Source organism: Serratia sp. Ag1 (assembly GCF_000743355.1).
GTDB lineage: Bacteria > Pseudomonadota > Gammaproteobacteria > Enterobacterales > Enterobacteriaceae > Chania.
The window spans coordinates 168,918-190,807 of record NZ_JQEI01000015.1; the positions used below are offsets into that span (position 1 = coordinate 168,918).

20 protein-coding genes, 4 tRNA genes and 1 other RNA gene are annotated in these 21,890 nt (G+C 54.0%); 19 read left to right on the forward strand and 6 right to left on the reverse strand.

Features of this window, described 5'->3' with window-relative positions; genetic code table 11:
* The 9 genes from wzxE to IV04_RS25175 all read left to right on the forward strand — a co-directional run bounded on the left by wzxE (window position 1) and on the right by IV04_RS25175 (window position 5,296).
* Complete coding sequence (wzxE, locus tag IV04_RS09915; RefSeq protein WP_037400981.1) at window positions 1-1,251, forward strand: lipid III flippase WzxE; 1,251 nt, start codon at window positions 1-3, stop codon at window positions 1,249-1,251.
* Window positions 1,248-2,333 carry a TDP-N-acetylfucosamine:lipid II N-acetylfucosaminyltransferase gene (locus tag IV04_RS09920; RefSeq protein ID WP_037400979.1) on the forward strand — a complete coding sequence of 362 codons (1,086 nt, stop codon included), beginning with the start codon at window positions 1,248-1,250 and terminating at the stop codon, window positions 2,331-2,333. The genes wzxE and IV04_RS09920 overlap by 4 nt, the downstream gene beginning before the upstream one ends.
* Window positions 2,330-3,691 (forward strand): ECA oligosaccharide polymerase, encoded by a 1,362-nt coding sequence (gene wzyE, locus IV04_RS09925; protein WP_037400977.1) that lies wholly within the window; start codon window positions 2,330-2,332, stop codon window positions 3,689-3,691. Before IV04_RS09920 ends, wzyE begins: the two co-directional genes overlap by 4 nt.
* A gap of 11 nt (window positions 3,692-3,702) precedes the next feature.
* The gene (wecG, locus tag IV04_RS09930; protein ID WP_037400975.1) at window positions 3,703-4,443 is read left to right on the forward strand and encodes a lipopolysaccharide N-acetylmannosaminouronosyltransferase; all 741 of its coding nucleotides are present in this window, start codon (window positions 3,703-3,705) and stop codon (window positions 4,441-4,443) included.
* Between the two features lie 196 nt (window positions 4,444-4,639).
* Window positions 4,640-4,716: transfer RNA gene (locus IV04_RS09935), tRNA-Arg, on the forward strand.
* Window positions 4,717-4,774: 58 nt separating this feature from the next.
* Window positions 4,775-4,850 (forward strand) — tRNA-His (locus IV04_RS09940).
* Between the two features lie 47 nt (window positions 4,851-4,897).
* Window positions 4,898-4,984: transfer RNA gene (locus IV04_RS09945), tRNA-Leu, on the forward strand.
* A gap of 75 nt (window positions 4,985-5,059) precedes the next feature.
* Window positions 5,060-5,136: transfer RNA gene (locus IV04_RS09950), tRNA-Pro, on the forward strand.
* A 32-nt stretch (window positions 5,137-5,168) separates the two neighbouring features.
* Window positions 5,169-5,296, forward strand: a non-coding RNA gene (locus IV04_RS25175) — RtT sRNA.
* 699 nt (window positions 5,297-5,995) lie between these two features.
* Here IV04_RS25175 and hemY read toward each other — a convergent pair.
* From hemY to hemC, 4 genes are read right to left on the reverse strand one after another with little or no spacing between them, the layout of a single operon-like run.
* Entirely contained in the window at window positions 5,996-7,189 is a 1,194-nt protein-coding gene (gene hemY / locus IV04_RS09955; protein WP_037400972.1) for a protoheme IX biogenesis protein HemY, read from the reverse strand.
* 3 nt (window positions 7,190-7,192) lie between these two features.
* On the reverse strand, window positions 7,193-8,317 hold the full coding sequence (hemX, locus tag IV04_RS09960; RefSeq protein ID WP_037400971.1) for a uroporphyrinogen-III C-methyltransferase: 1,125 nt from the start codon (window positions 8,315-8,317) through the stop codon (window positions 7,193-7,195).
* A 22-nt stretch (window positions 8,318-8,339) separates the two neighbouring features.
* Window positions 8,340-9,080, reverse strand: coding sequence for a uroporphyrinogen-III synthase (gene hemD, locus IV04_RS09965; RefSeq protein ID WP_037400969.1), 741 nt, complete (start codon window positions 9,078-9,080; stop codon window positions 8,340-8,342).
* Window positions 9,077-10,018, reverse strand: a complete 942-nt coding sequence (hemC, locus tag IV04_RS09970) for a hydroxymethylbilane synthase (protein WP_037401325.1) — start codon at window positions 10,016-10,018, stop codon at window positions 9,077-9,079. The genes hemD and hemC overlap by 4 nt, the downstream gene beginning before the upstream one ends.
* 302 nt (window positions 10,019-10,320) lie before the next feature.
* Between hemC and IV04_RS09975 the strand changes: the two genes are divergently transcribed.
* From IV04_RS09975 to IV04_RS09985, 3 genes are all read left to right on the forward strand, one after another.
* Window positions 10,321-12,876 (forward strand): class I adenylate cyclase, encoded by a 2,556-nt coding sequence (locus tag IV04_RS09975; protein WP_037400967.1) that lies wholly within the window; start codon window positions 10,321-10,323, stop codon window positions 12,874-12,876.
* A gap of 110 nt (window positions 12,877-12,986) precedes the next feature.
* Window positions 12,987-13,325, forward strand: a complete 339-nt coding sequence (locus IV04_RS09980; protein ID WP_037400964.1) for a hypothetical protein — start codon at window positions 12,987-12,989, stop codon at window positions 13,323-13,325.
* Window positions 13,325-13,636, forward strand: a complete 312-nt coding sequence (locus tag IV04_RS09985; protein ID WP_037400961.1) for a DNA-binding transcriptional regulator — start codon at window positions 13,325-13,327, stop codon at window positions 13,634-13,636. The genes IV04_RS09980 and IV04_RS09985 overlap by 1 nt, the downstream gene beginning before the upstream one ends.
* A gap of 52 nt (window positions 13,637-13,688) precedes the next feature.
* Here the strand turns inward: IV04_RS09985 and cyaY are convergent, their stop codons facing one another.
* Window positions 13,689-14,009, reverse strand: a complete 321-nt coding sequence (gene cyaY / locus IV04_RS09990; protein WP_037400958.1) for an iron donor protein CyaY — start codon at window positions 14,007-14,009, stop codon at window positions 13,689-13,691.
* A gap of 72 nt (window positions 14,010-14,081) precedes the next feature.
* Between cyaY and IV04_RS09995 the strand changes: the two genes are divergently transcribed.
* The 6 genes from IV04_RS09995 (at window position 14,082) to uvrD (ending at window position 19,724) form a co-directional block, all read left to right on the forward strand.
* Window positions 14,082-14,261 carry a lipoprotein gene (locus IV04_RS09995; RefSeq protein ID WP_037400955.1) on the forward strand — a complete coding sequence of 60 codons (180 nt, stop codon included), beginning with the start codon at window positions 14,082-14,084 and terminating at the stop codon, window positions 14,259-14,261.
* A gap of 83 nt (window positions 14,262-14,344) precedes the next feature.
* Window positions 14,345-15,169 (forward strand): diaminopimelate epimerase, encoded by an 825-nt coding sequence (gene dapF / locus IV04_RS10000; RefSeq protein ID WP_037400951.1) that lies wholly within the window; start codon window positions 14,345-14,347, stop codon window positions 15,167-15,169.
* Complete coding sequence (locus IV04_RS10005; protein WP_037400948.1) at window positions 15,166-15,870, forward strand: DUF484 domain-containing protein; 705 nt, start codon at window positions 15,166-15,168, stop codon at window positions 15,868-15,870. The genes dapF and IV04_RS10005 overlap by 4 nt, the downstream gene beginning before the upstream one ends.
* Complete coding sequence (gene xerC, locus IV04_RS10010) at window positions 15,867-16,778, forward strand: tyrosine recombinase XerC (protein WP_037400945.1); 912 nt, start codon at window positions 15,867-15,869, stop codon at window positions 16,776-16,778. The genes IV04_RS10005 and xerC overlap by 4 nt, the downstream gene beginning before the upstream one ends.
* Window positions 16,778-17,494, forward strand: a complete 717-nt coding sequence (gene yigB / locus IV04_RS10015) for a 5-amino-6-(5-phospho-D-ribitylamino)uracil phosphatase YigB (RefSeq protein ID WP_037400942.1) — start codon at window positions 16,778-16,780, stop codon at window positions 17,492-17,494. The genes xerC and yigB overlap by 1 nt, the downstream gene beginning before the upstream one ends.
* Before the next feature lie 67 nt (window positions 17,495-17,561).
* Window positions 17,562-19,724, forward strand: coding sequence for a DNA helicase II (gene uvrD / locus IV04_RS10020; protein WP_037400940.1), 2,163 nt, complete (start codon window positions 17,562-17,564; stop codon window positions 19,722-19,724).
* A 135-nt stretch (window positions 19,725-19,859) separates the two neighbouring features.
* On the opposite strand, the gene IV04_RS10025 is transcribed toward uvrD, so the two are convergent.
* Complete coding sequence (locus IV04_RS10025; RefSeq protein WP_037400938.1) at window positions 19,860-20,348, reverse strand: WbuC family cupin fold metalloprotein; 489 nt, start codon at window positions 20,346-20,348, stop codon at window positions 19,860-19,862.
* A 521-nt stretch (window positions 20,349-20,869) separates the two neighbouring features.
* Here IV04_RS10025 and corA point away from each other — a divergent pair.
* Window positions 20,870-21,820, forward strand: coding sequence for a magnesium/cobalt transporter CorA (gene corA, locus IV04_RS10030; RefSeq protein WP_037400937.1), 951 nt, complete (start codon window positions 20,870-20,872; stop codon window positions 21,818-21,820).
* Window positions 21,821-21,890: the final 70 nt, after the last annotated feature.

Genomic DNA, 21,890 nt, shown 5'->3' on the forward strand with positions numbered 1-21,890 from the left:
ATGTCGCTGGCAAAAGCATCGATTTGGACCGCCGGCTCCACGCTGATAAAAATTGGCGTGGGGCTGCTGGTAGTCAAAATGTTGGCGGTGGCTTTTGGCCCCAGCGGTGTCGGGCAGGCGGGTAATTTTCGTCAGTTGATTACCGTTCTTGGTGTGCTGTCCGGTGCCGGGATTTTTAACGGTATTACCAAATATGTGGCGGAATATCACCAGGACCCACAACGTTTGCGTATGGCGGTGGGCACGGCTTCCAGCATTGTGCTGGGTTTTTCGACCCTGTTGGCGTTGGTGTTCCTGTTTGCCGCCGAGCCGATTAGCCGTGGGCTGTTCGGCCATGCCGATTATGTGAACGTGGTGCGAGCCGTCGCGTTTATCCAGATGGGTATCGCTTACGCCAACCTGTTCCTGGCGGTTCTGAAAGGTTACCGCGATGCCATGGGCAATGCGCTGGCGGTGATCGCCGGTAGCCTGATCGGTGTGGTAGCTTTTACTTTGTGCTTCAAGCTGGGTGGTTACGAAGGGGCGTTGGCCGGTTTGGCTCTGGTTCCGGCGCTGGTGGTGCTGCCAGCGGGCTTCCTACTGTGGCGGCGTAAGCTGCTGCCGTTGCGCTATCTGGCATTGGCATGGGATAAAGCGCTGGCCAGCCATCTGGGCAAGTTTACCATCATGGCGCTGATCACCTCTGTGACTCTGCCGGTCGCCTATGTGATGATGCGTAACCTGTTGGCCGCGCACTATAGCTGGGACGAGGTGGGTATTTGGCAAGGGGTAAGCAGCATTTCTGATGCTTATCTGCAGTTTATTACCGCCTCATTCACCGTTTATCTGTTGCCAACGCTGTCGCGCCTGCAGGAAAAAAGTGCGATTTCGCAAGAGATAGTGCGTTCGCTGAAGTTTGTATTGCCTGCGGTAGCTACCGCCAGTTTGGTCGTGTGGCTGTTGCGTGATTTCGCTATCTGGCTGCTGTTCTCCGAAAAATTTGTTGCGATGCGCGATCTGTTTGCCTGGCAATTGGTCGGTGATGTGCTGAAAGTCGGTTCTTACGTTTTCGGCTATCTGGTGATCGCTAAAGCGTCGCTGCGTTTTTATATTCTGACGGAAGTCAGTCAGTTTTCCTTGCTGACGCTGTTTTCGCATTGGCTGATCCCGCAGCATGGGGCGCTGGGGGCCGCACAGGCCTATATGGCAACCTACATTGTGTATTTCGCGCTCTGTAGCTGCATATTTATCCTCTATCGTAGACGAGTATGACCACACTGATTCACGTATTGGGATCTGATATCCCGCATCATAATCATACGGTGCTGCGCTTCTTTAATGACGTGCTGGCAGAGCGGTTGCCTGCCGAGCAGGTAGGCCATTTTATGGTGGCAGCCAAGGATGTTGCGGCATTGGGCCCGTTCCCTGCACTGCAGGTGGACGCTTTTCCGGGCAAGAAAAGCCTGGCGGAGGCGGTGATTGCCCGCGCTCAGGCCGATCGTCAGGCGCGCTTTTTCCTGCATGGCCAGTTTAATGCGGCACTGTGGCTGGCGCTACTGAGCGGTAAAATCAAAGCACATCAGGTGAGCTGGCACATCTGGGGAGCCGATCTGTATGAGAACGCCACCAGTTGGAAGTTCCGGTTATTCTATATCCTGCGCCGCGTCGCGCAGGGGCGGGTCAGCCACGTGTTTGCTACGCGTGGCGATCTGATCCATTACCAGCAACGCCATCCGCGCGTTCCGGCCTCATTGTTGTACTTCCCGACGCGTATGAACCCACAACTTACCGGTATTGCGGTGCAGAAAAACAGCGCTGGGCCGTTGACCATTCTGGTGGGGAACTCTGGGGACCGCACTAACCGCCATATAGAGGCGTTCAAGGCGATTCATCAGCAGTTTGGTAGCGATGTACAGGTGATTGTGCCGATGGGCTATCCTGCCAATAACGAAGCCTATATCGAACAGGTGCGTGCTGCCGGGTTGGCGTTGTTCAGCGAAAATAACCTGCAATTGCTGACGCAACAGGTGGCGTTTGACGACTACCTGAATATTCTGCGTGCCTGCGATCTCGGTTACTTTATTTTTGACCGGCAGCAGGGTATTGGCACTCTGTGCCTGTTGATACAGTTTGGCGTGCCGTTTGTGCTCAGCCGTAAAAACCCTTTCTGGCAGGATCTGGCAGAACAACATCTGCCGGTACTGTTCTATGGTGATTCGCTGGATGAAGCCATCATCCGCGAGTCACAGCGTCAGTTGGCTCTGGTGGATAAACATGCGATAGCCTTCTTTAATCCGAACTACGTCGATGGCTGGCAACGGGCATTGTCGCAAGTGGCGGGAGAAAAACCATGACGCTGGCTCAGTTTGGCGGGTTGTTTGTTGTCTACCTGATTAGTGCACTGTTTGTGCTGACGTTAACTTATCAGGAATTCCGGCGGGTGCGATTTAACTTTAACGTCTTCTTTTCCCTGCTTTATTTATTGACGTTTTATTTTGGTTTTCCGCTGACTTGCCTGTTGGTATTCCAGTTTGATGTGCAGATAGTGCCGGTCGAATATCTGTTGTATGCCATTCTGGCGGCAACCAGTTTCTATGCGATCTACTACGTCAGCTATAAGACACGGTTGCGCAGGCGCAGCGACCAGCAGCATAAGCCGATATTTACCATGAACCGGGTGGAAACCCATCTCACCTGGATGTTATTGGCGCTGGTGGCGATTGGCACCGTGGGTATCTTCTTCATGCAGAATGGCTTCCTGCTGTTCAAGCTGAATTCCTACAGCCAGATCTTCTCCAGCGATGTATCCGGGGTGGCGCTCAAGCGCTTCTTCTACTTCTTTATCCCGGCGATGCTGGTGGTCTATTTTCTCAAGCAGGATGTGCGCGCCTGGTTCTTCTTCCTGGCGGCGACGGTGGCCTTTGGTATCCTGACCTATGTGATCGTGGGGGGAACACGGGCCAATATCATCATCGCGTTCTCGCTGTTCCTGTTTATCGGCATTGTGCGTGGTTGGATTTCGCTGTGGATGCTGGTGGCCGCTGGGGTGTTTGGCATTGTCGGCATGTTCTGGCTGGCGTTGAAACGCTATAGCCTGGATGTCAGCGGCCCTGAAGCGTTCTACACTTTCTTGTATCTGACGCGCGATACCTTCTCGCCGTGGGAAAACCTGGGGTTACTGCTGCAAAATTACGACAAGATCGATTTCCAGGGGCTGGCTCCGATCGTGCGTGATTTCTATGTGTTTATCCCTACCTGGTTATGGCCGGGGCGGCCTGATCTGGTGCTGAATACCGCTAACTACTTTACCTGGGAAGTGTTGGATAACCATTCCGGGTTGGCGATCTCTCCTACGCTGATTGGTTCGCTGGTAGTGATGGGCGGGGTGCTGTTTATCCCGCTGGGGGCCATCGTAGTGGGTTTGATCATCAAGTGGTTTGATTGGCTGTATGAAATGGGCAAAAGTGAGCAGAATCGTTTTAAAGCGGCGATTTTGCAGGGTTTTTGCTTTGGTGCCGTATTCAATATCATCGTTTTGGCGCGTGAAGGGGTGGATTCCTTCGTTTCACGCGTGGTGTTCTTCTGTATCATTTTTGGCGTCTGCCTGGTATTGGCCAAATTGCTGTATTGGCTGTTTGATACAGCCGGGCTTATCAAGGCTCGTATAACGCGCAAACGCGTCATAGCGCCTTCCGTTGGCAGCCTTCTGTAAAGGTAATAATCATGGAAGCAAACATTTCGGTTCCTAAGTACGAGTTACGCGGCTTCAGCCTGTGGGGATTCCGTGATATGGCACAATGCATGGATTTTCTGTTTGACGGTGGCCGGGTAAAACAAGGCACGCTGGTTGCGATGAACGCAGAGAAAATCCTCAAGGCAGAAACCGATCCTGCGCTGCATGCTCTGCTGGATGAGGCTGAGTATAAGTATGCTGATGGGATCAGCATGGTGCGCTCGATCCGCCGTAAATATCCTGGTGCAGAGGTTTCCCGCGTGGCCGGAGCCGATTTGTGGGAAGCGTTGATGCAACGTGCCGGGCAGGAAGGTACGCCAGTGTTTCTGATTGGTGGTAAACCTGAGGTGTTGGCAGAAACCGAGCAGAAACTGCGTAGCCAGTGGAATGTGAATCTGGTCGGGACTCAGGATGGTTACTTTACTCCTGAGCAGCGTGAAGGTTTGTTCGAACGCATTCGCGCCAGCGGAGCGGCCATTGTGACGGTAGCTATGGGGTCACCGAAGCAGGAAATCTTTATGCGTGATTGCCGCAAAGTGCATTCACAAGCGTTGTATATGGGCGTAGGCGGCACTTATGACGTGTTTACTGGTCATGTGAAGCGTGCCCCGAAGGTTTGGCAGAATCTCGGCTTAGAGTGGCTCTATCGCCTGCTCAGCCAACCAAGCCGTATTGGTCGTCAGCTCAAATTGCTCAAGTTCCTCGGTTACTATTATACCGGCAAGATGTAATCCTCGTAGTAATGGCAAAACGCAGTATCAGGCTGAAAAACGTGTGGAAAGTCAGCAATCACCGTTGAACAGGGGCAATGGAAAGCCCTTTCCTGTTCGGGAGTGAACAAAGCGTAATCAAACGCAACATTTCTGCGAAAAAGCACTAGACAGGATGGGTTTAAAACCGTAGTATCCCCACCCGCAACGGCGCTACGCGCCCGTAGCTCAGCTGGATAGAGCGCTGCCCTCCGGAGGCAGAGGTCTCAGGTTCGAATCCTGTCGGGCGCGCCATTAAGTTTGTGCGCAGGAGCTGCGGTGGTATGATTACCGCGTGAATAAAGTAGTAATGGTGGCTATAGCTCAGTTGGTAGAGCCCTGGATTGTGATTCCAGTTGTCGTGGGTTCGAGTCCCATTAGCCACCCCACTTTACCTAGGTGTAAAGTAAAAAATTGAAAGCTGTTTTGTGACAGTGCGAAGGTGGCGGAATTGGTAGACGCGCTAGCTTCAGGTGTTAGTGTTCTTACGAACGTGAGGGTTCAAGTCCCTCTCTTCGCACCACACAAAATGTCTGATAAATTTTAATATTTACATAGACATAAGCTTAGATTTTCAGTAGTATCTGCAACAAGAAATCGGCGAGTAGCGCAGCTTGGTAGCGCAACTGGTTTGGGACCAGTGGGTCGGAGGTTCGAATCCTCTCTCGCCGACCAATTTAAGAAACCTGCTTTATAAGCAGGTTTTTTGCTTTTGTAGCTTAAGAGGATGAGAGCCTCCGAAGGAGGTTTGAGCCGAGCGAAGCGAGACAACGTTGCTTTAGCAACGGCCCGTAGGGCGAGCATCGAAGATGCGAGTTATCTCTCTCGCCGACCAATTTAAGAAAAGCCCGTTCAGTGATGAACGGGCTTTTTGCTTTCTGTTTTTAAACTTTTCCGCAGTTTTTGCTATCTCACTTCTGTTTCAACCCTGCTTTTCTGGATGTTGTTTTTCAACGACAGCGATACTTGCCGTTGTCGTCAGTTTGAGACGTTTAACTGTTTGATTTTAAGTAATAAAAGCAATTTTTGCTTATGGCGTCGTGTTAAAGCGACAGATTGAAGTGAGGGTTAAAAAACACCGGGCAGAGCAGTGAGGTATGAGTTGAAGAGGGTGTGAAATTTAAATTCTTTAAATTCAATGTGATGAGTGTATTTTTAATCTTTGTGGCATGAAGGGCATAAGTTGGCACGTGAAGTGCAATATCTAATGCGTAGATGCTCATTCCACTTCTTATGTTTGCCCCGGCTTCATAAACCCAGGAATGATGCAGAGCCAATTTTAGGGTGCCTATTGTCCACAAGAACGATGAAAGCAACTGCTTCATCACACTTCGGGCATAACGTTGAGTGAGGCACCACCCCTGTTGTTCTAGACCTGATTGCTTCTTATACACTTGCCTACTCGGCAAGTGTTTTTTTTGCCCCTAACCAGCTAAGAGAGTGCTGTTGGCGTCGGTCTTTATTTAAAGACGGGGTATTCAGGCAAAAAAAACGCGGCCAAATATTGTGGCCGCGTTTGTCTGGGAAGGGGGGCTTATTCGCTGTCTTGCTTCAACGTTAGCATCAACCCTTCGCGGCGCATCTGTGCAGCTTCGTCGGGGCGGTGTAGTTTTTCCAAGGCATCAGCCAGCCATGCGTAGTCATAGGCATCGGGGCGTTGCTTCAGTGCTTCATTGAATGCCTCACTGGCCTGCTGCCATTCACCATGCTTCATGAGTAGCTGACCTAGCGTGCTGCTCAGCAACGGGGTAGTGCCATGTTGTTTGATCTGTTGGCGCAAGGCTTTTTCCAACTGCTCCGGGTTACCGGACTTGATGCGCGGGAGCAATAAGACCAAACGTTCATCATACTGGCGTTTCAGGCTACTGAGCACAATATCCTGTGCCAAATCATGATCATCACACTCAATCAGATGTTCTACCATCGCCACCTGCAGTGGGACTTCATGGCGCGTTCTGCGGCTTTGCTCTTTCCACCAGAGTTTCAGGCCATCACTGCCTTCGTCTGCCATCGCCTGGTTCATCAGGCCGATATAAGCCTGCTGTTGCAGCGCCTGGAGTTCGTCTTCGGTGTGCAGGTTGATCTTGCTCATCGCAGGTAGAATTTCCAGCAATGACGCGTAAGCACCCGTCTGCAGGTAGGCCTGTTCAGCCAACCTTAAGACTTCTGGGTGACGAGGGGCCTGATTCAGCAGGCGATCGATGCCGTGGCGGGCCGCGTGGGCTTCTCCCTGAGCCAATTGGATCCGCACGCGGGTAATATCTACCGGCAGTTGATCGGTGTCGGCCACTTCGGCAGCACGTTCCAGATACTGATTGGTTCTGAAACCATCACCGCGTTGCTGTGCTGCTTCGGCAGCGAGCAGATAGTTCACTACCGGCTGCTCTGCGTGATCGGCATTACGCGTCAGCAGTTTCTCTACCTGTTTATAATCACCCTCTGCCAGCTTGATCAGTGCGGCTTTGGTCTGCTTGTGAGCGCGGTGGCGTTTACGGCCAATGAACCAGCCACGGGTACGGGCACCGGTATGGAAAATATGGCGCAGGAACCATTCGATCACAAACAGCACCAGGAACAGCAGAATGACCATGATCACCAAACCGGTGACGCTGGTTTCAACGTTGTAGCTGTCAGTCTGAATCAGCACATAGCCCTGATGGCCAGCCAGCATCGGCCCCACCACCACGCTGGCGATCAGCACCAGGAACAGGAATAACACACGTAACATGGCTTATCCCTCCTGATGAGTGGCAGGTGCCTGGGCTAACAGATTGCGTACCCGGCTCTGCATCAGTTTTTCCAACAGTGGCTGACTCTTCAACTGTTGTGGCACATCCATGGAGATCGGCTGTTGGCTCAGATTGTCCAACTCATCCAGGAACGCTTTGGTGGTTGGGTCGGTGGTATCGAAGTAAGCGCGTACCCAGGTAGAAACGGTTTCCAATGACTGTTTATACACTTCGTTCTGATGGCGGGGGACGGCCTGTGCCGCCACCAGCAGACGCGAACGGATGTTCTCACGCAGGTAGATATCCTGATTCGGTGCCAGCAACGGTTCCGCATGGGTATCACGGCGGCGGATGGTGATGAAGTCAGCCATAAAATTGTGCCAGCTTTTGGTCAGGTTCTGGCGCCATTCGCTCAATGAACTGGAAAGCTCGCTGCTGTCTTGGTCCATCGGGGTTTCATCTTTATTGTTATCCGCCAGGCGCAGGTTATCTACCTGATTGGAAAGCTGATTGACCTTCAGGATAATGCCGTCAAAATCCACTTGGGCAACGGCAGAGAGTGAGCCTATGTCTTCAGTGATGGCACGGCGAATGTCGATTAAGCTGGGATCGTTCATTTCTGCCAGGCTGGCGTCGGCGCTTTTCAGCAGGGTTGCTGCGGTAGTGACATCCTGATCGCTCCACAGTTTGCGGCCCGCCATTTTCACCAGGAAGTCGGCCTGTGCCAGTAGCCAGGTCTTGGCGTCGCTGCCGGAGATGGTGGAAACTTTCTCCTGCAATTCATTTAACTGGCGGGCGAGGGTGGTTTGCTCGTGATCGGTGGCATCCAGCGTTTTGGCTTGCTGCTGTAATAAGGCTTCCAGCGCGCTTTTCCCCTGCAACTGGTTCTGTCTCAGCTCAGTCAATTGCTGCACCAAACTCTGGTTGGCAGCGATCAGCACTTGTGCCTGTTGATGCGTATGGTAATAACCGCCAACACCCAGGGCGATGACCAGGACGATTGCGATCGCACCCAGCATCGGGCCGGTACTTTTCCCTTTAGGGCGATCGGAATCTGGCTGTTGAGGGCTCTTGACCGCAAGGGTTGGCTCTTCAACTGGGGCGGATGGAGTGTTTTGTTCCGTCATAATGGCACATCCCATAGTCTGGTTATTGTAGCGCGCGTATCAGCGCGTCATTATCAGCGTTATCAGCTACCCGTATTGAGCTCCAGCCCAATTCTTGCGCGAGGTTAGCCAAGCGTTCACTGACGACTATCAGGCGGCAGCGTAACAGCCATGAAGAACGATAGTAATCAGGAACTAAATTATAGAGTTGTTGTAACATTTCACCGCTGGTCACTACCAGCGTATCGACACCGGCACGCTGCCAGTGGGCACTTTGCTCGGTGCCATCATAGTGAATCGGGCTGCGCTGGTAGCATTCATAATAGCGGACAACGGCTCCGCGCTCACTCAGCGTACTGCCCAGCAGCTCACGGCCTCCGTTGCCGCGCATGATCATTACCTGTTTCCCCGCCAGTTTCTGCAAGGCTGGCAGCAGCAGCAGTGTTTCGCTGATTTCACGTTCGCGCGGGTATTCTACCGGCAGGCTGCTGATACGGTGCATGGCCAGTGCGGTGGTGCGGCCAATCGCATAATAAAGCAAGTGAGTAGGCCATTGAAGCCCGGCACGGTTAATCACGGAATTAGCATAGTTGACCGCGTGCTGCGACAGCGCGAATACCAGATCGCCATCGTTTAACTGTGCCAACGCCTGGGGGAGTTGAGCCAGATCCGCTCCGGGGGCAAAATCAATCAGCGGCGCATGATAGGCAACCTGGCCAAGCTTGCGCAACCGCCCTACCAACTGTTCCCCTGCCGGAGACGGGCGGGTTACCAGAATGGTCATGCCGGAGAGTTTCCCTGATAAACATCCTGCAGGATTTCACGGGCACCTGCGGCCAGCAACTCTTCCGCCAGCTCAACACCCATCTGCTCGGCCAGAGCGGCAGGGCCACGGCGTTCACCGCGCACCATCAGGCTGCCGTCTGGCGCGCCAACCAGCGCCCGCAGCCACAGTTGATCGCCTTCCAGTTCGGCATAGCTGCCGATAGGTACTTGGCAGCCGCCCTCAAGCCGGGTATTCATCGCGCGTTCTGCGCGAACGCGAACTTCGGTGACATGATGGTTGAGCGGCGCGAGTAGCGCGCGGGTTACCGCGTCGTCAAGGCGGCATTCAATACCTACGGCACCTTGGCCGACGGCAGGGAGGGATTCTTCTGCACTGAGTGGGCAACGGATCCGGTGCTCCAGGCCCAGGCGCTTCAAGCCGGCGACGGCCAAGATAATAGCGTCGTAATCGCCATTATCCAGTTTGGCTAAACGGGTGCCCACGTTGCCGCGTAGATCGCGCACCAGCAGATCGGGACGACGGGCGCGTAATTGGCACTGGCGGCGCAGGCTGGAGGTGCCGACCACGCTACCGAGTGGCAGTTGATCGAGGGAGGAGAAACGGTTGGAGACAAAGGCATCACGTGGATCCTCACGCTCGCAAATAGTCACTAATCCCAAGCCTGCGGGGAACGCGACGGGCACATCTTTCATTGAGTGCACGGCGATATCCGCCCGTCCTTCCAGCAGAGCCAGCTCCAGTTCTTTCACGAACAGGCCTTTGCCACCGACTTTGGCCAGCGGCGTATCCAGAATAATATCGCCGCGAGTGACCATAGGCACCAGTTCGACCTGCAGGCCGGGGTGGCTTGCCATCAGACGCTGCTGCACATAGTGCGCTTGCCACAATGCCAATGGGCTTTGGCGGGTGGCGATTCGAATAATTTTGTCTAGCATGCGGGTTACCGTTTTTGTCATTCACCGTCCATCCTACCACTGAGTAGGCAAACTGTCAGTGCAAGAAGCCACAGGCGGAGAAAGGATAAGGGAATCAATGAGGCAGGAGGAAATGTCAGGGCTGGGTAAATCATTTAAAGAGGCGCGAGAATAAGTGTGTCGCTTTCCCTCCTTTACGGTCAATCGGCAAGGTGTTAGATTGATCACGTTTCCAGCAATAAGTCGTCAAATATTCTTCTAATCTAAAGACGCGGATGGAATACGGGGCTTTTTCAAGTACCAGAACAATCGGGCGAGACGTCTTGTACCTCTACATCGAGACACTGAAACAAAGACTGGATGCGATTAACCAACTGCGTGTTGATCGTGCCCTGGCGGCCATGAAGCCTGCGTTCCAACGGGTGTATAGTCTGCTGCCTACCTTATTACACTACCATCATCCGCTGATGCCGGGTTACCTCACTGGTAACGTTCCCCATGGCGTCTGTCTTTACGCCCCTGATGAAATCCAGAACGATTATCTTACTGATTTAGAAGAGAAGTGGGGAAGCCCGTTTGAGCCAATCGCCTGCGGTGAACTGCCGATTACCGGCGTTTACACTATGGGCAGCACTTCATCGATTGGCCAGAGTTGTACGTCTGATCTGGATATCTGGGTGTGCCATCAGTCCTGGCTCGACAACGAAGAGCGCAACCGTCTGCAGCAAAAATGTAGCCTGCTGGAAAAGTGGGCGGCATCAATGGGGGTTGAGGTCAGCTTCTTCCTGATTGATGAAAACCGCTTCCGCCACAATGAAAGTGGCAGCCTGGACGGTGAGGACTGCGGTTCTACCCAACATATATTGTTGCTGGATGAGTTCTACCGTTCTGCGGTGCGCCTGGCTGGAAAACGCATCTTGTGGAACATGGTGCCGGGCGAAGAAGAAGCACATTACGACGAATATGTCCTCTCGCTGTATGCGCAGGGGGCATTAATGCCGAATGAATGGCTGGATCTTGGCGGGTTGAGCACGCTTTCAGCCGAGGAGTACTTCGGTGCCAGCCTGTGGCAACTGTACAAGAGCATCGATTCGCCGTACAAAGCCGTGTTGAAAACGTTGCTGCTCGAAGCGTATTCGTGGGAATACCCCAATACGCAACTGCTGGCGATGGATATCAAACAGCGCCTGCATCAAGGGGAGATCGTCTGTTTTGGCCTTGATGCCTATTGCATGATGCTGGAACGTGTTACCCACTATCTGACACAAATCAACGATACCACCCGCCTCGATCTGGTTCGCCGTTGTTTCTACCTGAAAGTCTGCGAAAAATTGTCGCTGGCTAAAGCCTGCGTGGGTTGGCGGCGTGAAATTCTGGGCCAATTGGTCAGCGATTGGGGCTGGAGTGAAGAACGCCTGGCTATTCTTGATAATCGCGCCAACTGGAAGATCGAACGCGTCCGCGAAGCTCATAACGAGCTGCTGGACGCGATGATGCAGAGCTACCGTAATCTGATCCGTTTTGCTCGCCGTAATAACCTCAGCGTCAGCGCCAGCCCGCAGGATATTGGCGTGCTGACCCGCAAGCTGTATGCCGCATTTGAAGCACTGCCGGGTAAAGTGACGCTGGTGAACCCGCAGATTTCACCGGATCTTTCGGAAAGCGATTTAACCTTCATCCACGTACCGGCGGGCCGTGCCAACCGCACCGGTTGGTATCTGTATAATCAGGCACCGTCGATGAGCACTATCGTTAGCCATCAGCCGCTGGAATATAACCGCTACCTGAACAAACTGGTGGCCTGGGCCTATTTCAATGGCCTGCTGACGCCGCAGACCCGTTTGCATATCAAGAGCGGCGATATCTGCGATACAGCCAAATTGCAGGAACTGGTTGCTGATGTATCGCATCACTTCCCACTGCGTTTACCGGCTCCGACACCGAAAGCGCTGTACAGTCCCTGCGAAATCCGCCATCTGGCGATTATCGTCAACCTGGAAAACGATCCGACAGCGGCTTTCCGTAATCAGGTGGTGCACTTTGATTTCCGTAAACTGGACGTGTTCAGTTTCGGTCAGCAACAGCAATGCCTGGTCGGCAGTATTGATCTGCTGTACCGCAACTCGTGGAATGAGGTGCGCACCCTGCATTTCAGCGGTGAACAGTCGGTGCTTGAAGCGTTAAAAACCATTCTGGGCAAAATGCATCAGGATGCCGCACCGCCAGAGTCGGTCGAGGTATTCTGTTATAGCCAGCATCTGCGTGGCTTGATTCGTACCCGTATTCAGCAGTTGGTTTCCGAGTGCATTGAACTGCGTCTTTCCAGCACCCGCCTCGAGCCGGGCCGTTTTAAAGCGGTGCGTGTCGCAGGGCAAACCTGGGGGCTGTTCTTTGAACGCCTGAGCGTGTCGGTGCAAAAGCTGGAGAACGCGGTGGAGTTTTACGGGGCCATTTCTCACAACAAACTGCACGGTTTGTCGCTCAAGGTGGAGGCCGATCAGGTGCATTTGCCTGCGGTAGTTGATGGTTTTGCCAGTGAAGGGATCATCCAGTTCTTCTTCGAAGACACCAAGGATCAGAAAGGCTTCAACGTTTATATTCTGGACGAATCGAACCGCATTGAAGTTTATCACCATTGCGAAGGCAGCAAAGAAGAACTGGTGCGCGATGTCAGCCGTTTCTACTCTTCATCACACGATCGCTTTACTTACGGTTCCAGTTTCATCAACTTCAACTTGCCGCAGTTCTATCAGATTGTGCAGCTTGATGGCCGCACTCAGGTGATCCCATTCCGCAGCAATACACTATCGAACCTGTGCGCCACTTTTTCTGACAATCATCCTGCCCAGCCGCTGAGGCAGCAGTTCCAGCTGAATTAGTCTGGCACCATCGTCCTTAGTTGATCAGCCTTAAAATTAAAACAGGTATAGATATGTCCCTAACTTGGGGATAAAATACTTTCCTGTCAAGGATAGCTAACGGTGTTGCAATGGAAGCGTTGTTTATTGAACTTCCGCCATTTGAGCGTTACCGATCAGAATATCTAACCGATGATGAATTTCGCGACTTGCAACAAACGTTGTTGAAGAACCCTGAGTGTGGTGACGTAATCAAACACACTGGCGGGTTACGAAAAGTTCGCTTTGCGGATTCAAGACGGCAGAAAGGTAAGCGGGGTGGAATTCGAGTGATTTATTACTGGTATCTGGAGAAATCACAATTCCTGTTGTTCACTTTGTATGACAAAGACCAGAAAGATGATTTGACCAGACCACAGCAAGAGTTGCTGCGTGGAATGCTCGAACAGGCGAAGAAGAGGGGGAGTTGATGAACGAGCGTAACATTTTTGCAGAGCTTCAGGAAGGCATGGAGGCTTGGGGGGAACATAATGCGGGCAAAAAAACGCTGCGCACCCATCGGGTCAGTGCCAAGATGCCATCAATGACCCCGGTAGAGCTGAAAGCTGTGCGCGAAAAATTGAAGCTATCACAGGCCGTTTTTGCTCAGTACCTGCATACCGGCGTGACGACCTATCAAAACTGGGAACAAGGTTTGGCAAAGCCGAACAAACAAGCAGTATTGTTGATCAAAATGATCGACAGATACCCCCAAACGCTGGCCGAGCTGGCGACGCTTTAAACATGGTCAACTTGTTGTCTGGGGCGTAATAATTCACGCCCCGTGGCCTCATTCAACCAAAACTGACCGCTTCCCCTGCCTGAGCGCTGGCAGCTTCGCTAAGTAATGCATAGAACTCACGAGCGCTGCGATCGCAGAACCAGGTGCCGTCACGATAGTTAAAATGATAACCCCCGGCTTTGGTGGCCAGCCAGACCTGATGCAGCGGCTCTTGGCGGTTGATAACGATCTTGGTGCCATTTTCGAAGCTCAACGTCATCACACCACCGTTGGTTTCGTAATCAATGTCCGCATCGCCATCAAAATCATCCAATGTCTGTTCAATATCAAGCATCAGTTGGTCGGCTAACTGGTGAAACTCGCTGTCGTTCATATTCGATTCCTATTGCTTTTCATGATCCACCTGCGATTATAGTGAGCTTGGACGCATGAATTACAGGCATTAATGCAAATGAAAAAACAACTACGCTATGCGCTGATGGCCGTTTTGCTGGCTGGGCTTTTGGGTTGTGGCCTGAAAGGCCCGCTGTACTTCCCGCCGAATGACAAACCAGCGGCACAACCGACGACAAATGCTGATAATCTAGGCAAAAATCAACCACAACCCGCTGGCACTCAGCAATAAGCGTCGATGAGCACCCCGTCACAACGGTGGCCGCAGCCACCTGGATGTCAGACGGATAGCGCGTCCAGATAGCGGAGTATGATATGCAGTTCTCCAAAATGCACGGCTTGGGTAACGACTTTATGGTGGTCGATGCCGTAACACAGAATGTCTATTTTTCACCTGAGCTGATCCGCCGTTTGGCCGATCGGCATTTGGGCGTGGGTTTTGATCAGATGCTGATCGTAGAACCGCCTTATGATCCAGAACTCGATTTCCATTATCGTATTTTCAATGCTGATGGCAGCGAAGTGGCGCAGTGTGGTAACGGAGCCCGCTGTTTTGCCCGCTTTGTCCGGCTGAAAGGGCTGACTAACAAGCGTGATATCCGCGTCAGCACTCAGACCGGGCGCATGGTGTTGAGCGTGACTGACGACGATCTGGTTTGCGTCAATATGGGTGAGCCCAACTTCGATCCGCAGATCGTGCCGTTCCGCGCCACCAAGGCAGAAAAAACCTACATCATGCGCGCGGCGGAGCATACTGTATTGTGTGGCGTGGTCTCGATGGGCAACCCGCACTGTGTTTTGCAGGTGGACGATGTCAAAACCGCCAAGGTTGAATTCCTCGGCCCGGTGCTGGAAGGGCACGAACGTTTCCCTGAGCGTGCCAACATCGGTTTTATGCAGGTAGTAAGTCGTGAACACATCAAACTGCGTGTTTACGAGCGTGGAGCCGGTGAAACGCAGGCTTGTGGCAGCGGTGCTTGCGCGGCGGTAGCGGTCGGCATTCAGCAAGAACTGCTGTCAGAAGAGGTACATGTAGAACTGCCGGGCGGCAGCCTGCATATCCGCTGGAAAGGGCCAGGTAACCCCTTGTTTATGACTGGCCCTGCGACCCATGTCTATGATGGATTTATTCATTTATGAAGAGTATAGAGGACCAGGCAGTGACAGGTATCGAGCTTGAGGACGAGGTCATCATGCAGTATCTGCTACAGAATCCTGATTTCTTTATCCGCAACGCGCGCCAGGTGGAACAGATGCGCGTACCGCACCCGGTGCGTGGCACGGTTTCACTGGTGGAATGGCATCTTGCGCGGCAGCGCAACCATATCGCCCAGTTAGAAGAAGAGATCACCTTGCTGATGGAGCAGGCCAGCGCTAACGAAACGTTGTTCGCCCGTTTGCTGCATCTGCAGGCCGATCTGGCCACGGCCAGCAGCCTGCAGGATATGCTTAACCGTCTGCAGCGCTGGGCGCGTGGTTTTGGTTTGGCGGGGGCCAATATCCGCCTGTTTAACGAGTGCTGGAATATCGGTGCTCCTTCCGATTTTACCCATCTTGGCCTGGCGCGTTCAGCGTTTGAGCCTTTGCGTATTCAACGGCTGGGCAACCAACCGCATTATCTCGGCAGCCTTAACGGCCCTGAGCTGTTGCTGCTGTTACCGCAGGCAAAGCAGGTGGGATCGGTGGCGCTGTCATTGCTTGGGGAACAGGGCGAACTGGGCATGGTGATTTTCAGCAGCCGTGACACGCAACATTACCAGCAGGGGATGGGCACGGCGATGCTCGATCAACTGGCGCGTATGCTGCCGGTGCTGCTGGAACGCTGGATCGAACGCGCATGAGCCTCTCAGCGGCCAGCCTGCAACCGCCGGTGGACGCTTTCCTGCGCTATCTTAAGGTTGAGCGTCAGCTCAGCCCGCTTACCCAAATCAGCTATGCGCGTCAACTGCAGGCGCTGATCGCGCTGGCGACCGATCTCGGCGTCAGCGAATGGTCGATGCTGGACGCCGCGCGCGTGCGCCAATTGGCGGCGCGCAGCAAACGCGCCGGGTTGCAGTCTTCCAGCCTGGCTTTGCGCCTTTCGGCGCTGCGCAGCTTTCTGGATTGGCTGGTCAGCCAGGGCGTGCTGAGTGCCAACCCGGCGAAAGGGATCCGCACGCCGCGCAGTGGCCGCCATCTGCCGAAAAATATCGACGTTGATGAGATGAATCAACTGTTGAACATCGATCTCAACGATCCGCTGGCGGTACGCGATCGCGCCATGCTGGAGGTCATGTACGGTGCCGGGCTGCGTCTTGCCGAACTGGTGGGGCTTGATTGCCGTTATGTCGATCTGGCGGCAGGTGAGATCTGGGTGATGGGCAAAGGCAGCAAAGAGCGCAAACTGCCGCTTGGCCGCATGGCCGTCACCTGGCTGCAACACTGGCTAGCGCTGCGCGATCTGTTTGCACCAGCTGACGATGCGATGTTTCTTTCCAACCAGGGCAAACGTATTTCTGCCCGAAATGTGCAGAAGCGTTTTGCCGAATGGGGCGTGAAGCAGGGCGTCAACAGCCATATTCACCCGCATAAGCTGCGCCACTCTTTTGCCACCCATATGCTGGAATCGAGCGGCGATCTGCGCGCGGTGCAGGAGTTATTGGGCCATGCCAACCTGACCACCACACAAATTTATACCCACCTCGACTTTCAACATCTGGCGAAAGTGTATGATGCTGCGCATCCACGCGCCAAACGGGGGAAATCCTGATGCATTTTTACCGCCCGCTGCGCCCGTTGGCGGCGCTGACCTTCGATCTGGACGATACGCTGTACGACAATCGCCCGGTGATCATTCAGACCGAGCAGCAGTCGGTGGCCTTTTTGCAGAACTACCACCCAGGCTTGAGTGGTTTCCTGTCGGCAGATTTTCACCGCTTGCGCCAGGAACTGCGCGAGCAGGATCCAGAGATTTACCACGATGTTACCGAGTGGCGCTGGCGAGCGGTCCACTTGGCGCTGAGCCGCCAGGGTTTGCGCGATGCCGAAGCCGCGATAGGTGCGGATGCCGCCATGCAGCATTTTGCCCTGTGGCGTAGCCGTATTGATGTGCCGGAAGCCACCCATACCACGCTGCAGGCGTTGGCACAGCGCTATCCGCTGGTGGCGATCACCAATGGCAATGCCGATCCGGCATTGTGTGGCCTGGAGGGTTATTTCCAGTTTGTGTTGCGCTCAGGGCCGGATGGCCGCGCCAAGCCGCATCAGGACATGTACCAGTTGGCTGCCGCAAGGCTGGGTGTGGCAGCGGAGCAGATCCTGCACGTTGGTGACGATCTGACCACCGATGTGGCGGGTGCACTGCGTTCCGGCCTGCAAGCCTGCTGGATCAACGATCGTCAACGTAGCCTGATGCAGGCCGATGACAGCCGTCTGCTGCCGCACATCGAAATTTCACAGTTGGCATCGCTGACAGCGTTGTTATAATCCTTGCGACAATCTGTATAAATCTCCAGTGGAAAGCATGCTTTCCCTTTACCAATCAATGGTGCCTATGGACGTTTCCGATCTGCTCGACAGCATGAATGATAAACAACGCGAAGCCGTGGCTGCGCCACGCAGCAACCTGTTGGTGCTGGCGGGCGCAGGCAGCGGAAAGACTCGGGTGCTGGTGCATCGCATTGCCTGGTTGCTGGCGGTAGAGAACTGCTCGCCGTACTCGATCATGGCGGTGACTTTCACCAACAAGGCGGCGGCAGAAATGCGCCACCGCATCGAACACCTGATTGGCACTAGCCAGGGTGGCATGTGGATCGGCACTTTCCACGGGTTGGCACATCGCCTGCTGCGTGCGCATCATATGGATGCCAACCTGCCGCAGGACTTCCAGATCCTCGACAGCGAAGATCAGCTGCGTTTGATCAAGCGTATCGTGCGCGCGCTGAACATTGACGAGAAGCAGTGGGCACCGCGTCAGGCGATGTGGTACATCAACGGCAAAAAAGACGATGGCCTGCGCCCGCAACACATCGAAAGCTACGGCAACCCGGTGGAAGCCACTTGGCTGCGTATCTATCAGGCTTATCAGGAAGCCTGCGATCGGGCGGGGCTAGTGGATTTCGCCGAGCTGCTGCTGCGCGCTCATGAGCTGTGGCTGAACAAGCCGCACATCCTCAATCATTACCGCGAGCGCTTCACCAACATTCTGGTGGACGAATTCCAGGATACCAACCGGATTCAATATGCCTGGATCCACCTGCTGGCGGGGGATCAGGCCAAGGTGATGATCGTGGGCGATGACGATCAGTCAATCTACGGCTGGCGCGGTGCTCAGGTAGAAAACATTCAGCGTTTCCTGCAAGACTTCCCCGGTGCAGAAACGGTGCGTCTGGAACAGAACTATCGCTCCACCAGCAATATCCTGAAAGCGGCCAATACCCTGATCGCCAATAACGACGGGCGACTGGGTAAAAACCTGTGGACCGAAGGGGCCGAAGGTGAACCGATTTCGATCTACTGCGCTTTCAATGAGCTGGACGAAGCGCGCTTTGTGGTCAACCGTATCAAGTCCTGGCAGGACAACGGCGGAGCGTTGAACGATTGCGCAATTTTGTACCGCAGCAATGCCCAATCGCGCGTACTGGAAGAGGCGTTGCTGCAAGCCGCAATGCCGTATCGCATTTATGGCGGCATGCGTTTCTTTGAACGTCAGGAAATCAAAGATGCGTTGGCCTATCTGCGTTTGATTGCCAACCGTAACGACGATGCCGCTTTTGAACGTGTGGTGAACACCCCGACGCGCGGTATTGGTGACCGCACGCTCGACGTGGTGCGCCAAACGGCGCGCGATCGGCAATTAACACTGTGGCAGGCGACGCGTGCTTTGTTGCAGGATAAGGTGCTGGCGGGCCGTGCCGCCTCTTCGCTGCAGCGTTTTCTTGAACTGGTGGATTCACTGGCGCATGAAACCGCAGAGATGCCGCTGCATGTGCAAACTGACCGGGTGATCCGCGATTCCGGCCTGTTCATCATGTATGAACAGGAAAAGGGCGAAAAAGGCCAGGCGCGCATCGAAAACCTGGAGGAACTGGTGACGGCAACCCGCCAATACAGCTATCAGGATGAAGATCAGGATCTGATGCCATTGCAGGCGTTCCTCTCCCATGCCGCGCTGGAGGCGGGTGAAGGCCAGGCGGATGCCTATCAGGACGCGGTGCAACTGATGACTCTGCACTCGGCCAAAGGGCTGGAGTTCCGCCAGGTATTTATCGTCGGTATGGAAGAGGGCATGTTCCCGAGCCAGATGTCACTGGATGAAGGTGGCCGCTTGGAGGAAGAGCGCCGCTTGGCTTACGTTGGCGTGACCCGCGCGATGCAGAAGCTGACGCTGACCTATGCAGAAACCCGCCGCCTGTATGGCAAAGAAGTGTATCACCGCCCATCGCGCTTTATTGGTGAAATCCCGGAAGAATGTGTAGAAGAAGTGCGCCTGCGTGCCAGCGTTTCGCGCCCGGTGAATCATCGCCGTATGGGAACACCGATCAGCGAGAATGATACCGGCTACAAACTGGGCCAACGCGTGCGTCATCCGAAGTTTGGTGAGGGCACGATCGTCAACCTGGAAGGCAGCGGTGAACACAGCCGGTTGCAGATTGCGTTTCAGGGGGAAGGGATCAAGTGGCTGGTGGCGGCATACGCCAAGCTCGAAACGGCTTAAGATACCCGTCATACTGCAAGTTGCTTGGGTGTTGGCTGCGTTACTCGGCCCATGCTGGGCCTCGCCCCTTCGGGGCCGCCCCAGTCACATAGTGGCCTATGCTCCTGGGGCCTCTTCCGCTGGCCGCCAACAACGCTACGGTTTTAAAGACGACGGGGAAAAGCGATCGCCCACTTTGGCGGTGGCATACCAGCGCATCACGGCGGCAGTCCCCTCGCCACCTTCTGGCGGTGCCCAGGCCATACAATCTTCTTCTGCCAGCGCCCGATACGGGCCTTGTTTCACTTCGAACACCACACCGCCCGGGTCGACGGACAGCACGGCGTGCCAGGTTGATGCGGGCATCTCCAGCACTTTGGTCTCTTCGCCTAACAGAGTGCGTTGGGTGACGACGCCGTCATCGTTGAATTGCAGCACCACAAAACGGCCACGCAGCGGCGTCAGCAATTCCCAGGTTTGTGGATGGCGATGGGGGCGGATATAGGTGCCCGGTTCCATCGCGATCGCCAAACGTTGTACCGGGTCACTGAGCTCCTCATGCAACGTGCGGTGCGCACGCAAGCGCACCACTGTGGCTGCCTGTTCGCTCATGGTTGTCAGGTCGTGGGCAGTAATCTGTTTCATCTGGTTATTCCGCAAGATTTTTGTCCCCTAATCTTAGCAATTTTCCGGGTTGCGGTCAGAGATCGCTGCAGGTTTTTCTGCCGCGTTTGGCTGTGGTTACTGAGCTGTTACAAAACGGCAACCGGCCTGGTGAATTGTTGCGCAATTATCCTGTCTAACGTGTTGACAGGCTTTTTCTTCTCGGCGTAACATGCGCGCACTATTATCAATGAGGACACATGTCTTGGACACACCCAGTAGATACTGGCTCAATGACCTGAACAACAACAGGTACAACTTCTAAGGCTATCTCATCGCGCTGATACCCTTCGTGGTTGTCGGCGACCTGCTTTGTGTCGCTCTGAGCCGGATCTCTTCATGGTCTGGAGCGAACTGGTGATACATCTTCCCACCTTTCTCGATCTCTGTGCTTCAACGCGTTGTCTCTATATCCAAAATAATTCGAGTTGTCTTTAGGTGGCAATACTTAAGCAACTTGAAGTATGAAGGGCATACCCGTCACTATAGGGGAGTTTTGGCACATGCTAAGCGCTTTTAAATTAGACAACAGCCGCTTATCCCGTCTGGAGTTGGATGACTCAGACGATCTTACCATGTCACTGTGGGTTGACCTGGTTGAGCCGGAGGAAGGCGAGCGTGAGCGCGTGCAAAGCGAGCTGGGCCAGAGCCTGGCAACACGCCCTGAACTGGATGACATCGAAGCCTCCGCCCGTTTCTTTGAAGATGAAGACGGTCTGCATATTCACTCCTTCTTCTATTTTGAAGATGCCGAAGATCACGCGGGTAACTCCACGGTGGCCTTCACCATCCGCGATGGTCGCCTGTATACCCTGCGTGAGCGCGAACTGCCTGCATTCCGGCTTTATCGTATGCGTGCCCGTAACCAGAGAATGATGGAAGGTAACGCTTACGAGCTGTTGTTGGATCTGTTTGAAACCAAGATTGAACAACTGGCCGATGAGATCGAAAACGTTTATAGCGATCTGGAAAAACTCAGCCGGGTGATTATGGAAGGCCATCCTGGCGAGGAGTATGACGAGGCGCTGTCAACATTAGCCGAGCTGGAGGACGTTGGCTGGAAGGTGCGGCTATGTCTGATGGATACCCAGCGGGCGCTGAACTTCCTGGTGCGCAAAGCACGCCTGCCAACCGGCCAGTTGGAACAGGCGCGTGAAGTGCTGCGCGACATCGAATCCCTGCTGCCGCACAATGAATCGTTGTTCCAGAAAGTGAACTTCCTGATGCAGGCGGCGATGGGTTTTATCAACATCGAACAGAGCCGCATCATCAAGATCTTCTCGGTGGTCTCGGTGGTGTTCCTGCCGCCAACGCTGGTGGCTTCGAGCTACGGGATGAACTTTGAGTTTATGCCGGAGCTGCGTTGGTCATTTGGTTATCCAGGGGCGATTATCCTGATGATGTTAGCGGGGCTGGCCCCTTACCTGTACTTCAAGCGTAAGAACTGGCTGTAAAGGAAATATTCGGGGCCTGAATAGGGCCCTAGATAGCTAAAATCGCCCATTTCATCCCTTCTTGGCTGGC